Genomic DNA, 2653 nt, shown 5'->3' with positions numbered 1-2653 from the left:
AAAATTATGGAATCAAATTTATCGTGTCGCCCCACAGGCTGTGAAGAATGCACCAATGGCGAAGGTTTGGACTTTGAATTCACTATGGCATTTCAACCCATAGTGAACGCACGCACTCGCAGCATATATGCGCATGAAGCACTCGTGCGTGGATTAAACAACGAGGGCGCCGGAACGATTTTTGCGCATGTGAATGACGCTAATCGCTATCGTTTTGATCAGGCCTGCCGCACTACGGCCATCAAGCTAGCCGCTGAGTTAGGCATGCAATCGCTGCTCAGTATTAACTTTATGCCCAATGCAGTTTATCGCCCTGAATTGTGTATTCGCACCACGCTTGCGGCGGCTGAAAAATACGGCTTTCCTATCGAGCAAATTATTTTTGAAATCACGGAAAGTGAAAAAGTCGATGACCTTGCCCACGTACGCAATATTGTGGATTACTATCGCCAGCGCGGCTTTAAAACCGCCATTGATGATTTTGGTGCGGGTTATGCTGGCCTGAATCTACTCGCTGAAATTCAAACCGATATTATGAAATTGGATATGGCTTTGCTGCGTGATATCGACAAACGCCGCTCAAGCCAAATTATTGTGCGCGGCATAGTGCAAGTATGTAATGAACTGGGAATGACAGTTGTTGCAGAAGGTATAGAAACTTACGAAGAATTCGCTGTACTGCAAGATATGGGTATCGAATTATTTCAAGGCTACTATTTTGCACGCCCTTCGTTTCAATCACTCCCTGCAATAACAGAAGAGTGTTTTTTGGCGAGATAGCTTCCTCACATCATAGCAGCCAATGTCGATCACTTAATTAGTGCTTGCGCGCTGAAAATACTGATTCGGCGTCACACCAAAAGTGCGTTTGAACATCGCTGAAAACGCGCTGGGGCTGGCGTAGCCGAGAAAGCCTGCAATGCGCGCAATGCTCTCGCCGCGCCCTAAACGGCAGAGCGCTTCGGCAAGTTGGACTTGCTGCACCCACTGGTGATATTTCAAACCTGTCTCCTTGGGAAATAACCGGATAAGCGTGCGTGTACTTGCGCCCGCCATAGCGGCGAGATCATCAATGGTGTGGCTGACGCCGGGTGAGTTCATCACGAATTGGCAAACGGTTTGTAAGCGTCGATCCTGTGGCCAGGGAATTTCTACCGCTTGGGTTGCAGCGCGATTAATCTCCATCAATATTAACGCCACCAGATGTTCGCCCCGCCCCGGAATAGGATATTCCGCCGGTTCCTGCAGCAACCCCAAAATCAATTCGCGCAATAAACCAGAGACCGAAATTGCGCGGCATTCTGTACCGAGCGAGAGCGGAACATCGGCGCTCACATAAAGCGTGCGCATTTGCAGATCGCTCATCATAAATGAATGATGCTCAACGTTCGGCGGCACCCAGAGCGCGCGGTGCGAGGGAATTGTCCACACACTATTCGGCGTTAACACCCGCATTACCCCTTCAACGGCATAAAGCAACTGGGCACGCGGATGGGTGTGCGGGGGAATTTCATCTCCATTTTTGTAATGTCCACCCCACGCCACAATCGGGCGCGGTACATGTTGCAACTCTTCGGGACTGCGCGGCAGAAGTTTACTCATAACGGCTCCAAATAAGCGTTGACAAAATTGTCACTTATTCGACAGTTTATGTCATATCTGCTTTTTTCGTCATTTTATACTGCGCGACTGCATTTAATGTTTACGCCCCGCCCCGGAGATACCCACAGCTATGAGCAAGATGGAACACATTCCAAACCAAACTCTCACGCCCACCGAATTTGATCCTACCAAAACGATTTTGCCGGTCGTGGGTGCGGTGAGTTTTGTGCACTTGCTGAATGATTTAATCCAGGCAATTTTGCCCTCGATCTACCCCATGCTGAAAACCAATTACGAGTTGAGTTTTACCCAGATCGGGATGATCACCCTCGCCTTTCAAATGACCGCCTCGCTTTTGCAACCGGGGATTGGGCTCTATACCGACAAACACCCCAAACCCTATTTATTGCCAACCGGCATGCTGTTTACCTTGTGCGGATTGGTGATGCTGGCGCTGGCCGATAGTTTTACCTGGCTGTTAATTGCATCGGCCATGATTGGTTTGGGTTCATCAACATTCCACCCGGAAGCATCGCGCGTGACACGCATGGCATCAGGCGGACGTTTTGGCTTCGCGCAATCCTTTTTCCAAGTCGGCGGCAACGCGGGTTCTGCGTTCGGCCCGCTGTTGGCAGCGGCGATTATTCTTCCGCAGGGGCAAGGCGCGATTGGTTGGTTCACGCTCTTTGCGATTCTCGGTTTCAGCGTTTTATTTGGCGTAAGCCGCTGGACAATCCGTTCACGCGCATCACTTAAAAGCGTCAAAAAACATCCACATTTTGCACACTTAACTCGCAAGCAAGTCATAGGTGCACTCGTGGTATTAGCACTGTTAGTTTTCTCCAAATACATTTACATGGCCGCGTTTACCAACTACTACACCTTTTATTTGATCGAAAAATTTTCAACCTCAGTCGCCAATGCACAATTGTTTTTATTTTTGTTTCTCGCTGCCGTTGCCGTAGGGACATTTGCGGGTGGCCCGATTGGCGATAAGGTGGGGCGCAAAGCGGTTATCTGGATTTCTATTCTCGGTGCCGCACCTTTTACG

General features: G+C 49.4%; 3 protein-coding genes. 2 read left to right on the top strand and 1 reads right to left on the bottom strand.

Annotated features, from left to right (window positions below):
• Positions 1–780 (top strand): EAL domain-containing protein (locus ACWA6V_RS08640; protein WP_449522103.1); only part of this gene is annotated, 780 nt, incomplete at its 5' end.
• Positions 781–813: 33 nt separating this feature from the next.
• On the opposite strand, the gene ACWA6V_RS08635 is transcribed toward ACWA6V_RS08640, so the two are convergent.
• Positions 814–1602 (bottom strand): helix-turn-helix domain-containing protein, encoded by a 789-nt coding sequence (locus ACWA6V_RS08635; protein WP_449522102.1) that lies wholly within the window; start codon positions 1600–1602, stop codon positions 814–816.
• Positions 1603–1732: 130 nt separating this feature from the next.
• On the opposite strand from ACWA6V_RS08635, the gene ACWA6V_RS08630 reads away from it, so the two are divergent.
• Positions 1733–2653, top strand: a 921-nt coding sequence (locus tag ACWA6V_RS08630) for an MFS transporter (protein WP_449522101.1), incomplete at its 3' end; no start/stop codon positions are given.

Source organism: Cellvibrio sp., from assembly GCF_053579595.1.
The sequence above is the reverse complement of the archived record's forward strand: the minus strand, read 5'-3'. Positions and strand labels throughout refer to the sequence as shown.

Bases quoted from the DNA above. Each gene is read 5' to 3' on its own strand.
- ACWA6V_RS08635 (WP_449522102.1), bottom strand. From the start codon at position 1,602: ATGAGTAAACTTCTGCCGCGCAGTCCCGAAGAGTTGCAACATGTACCG.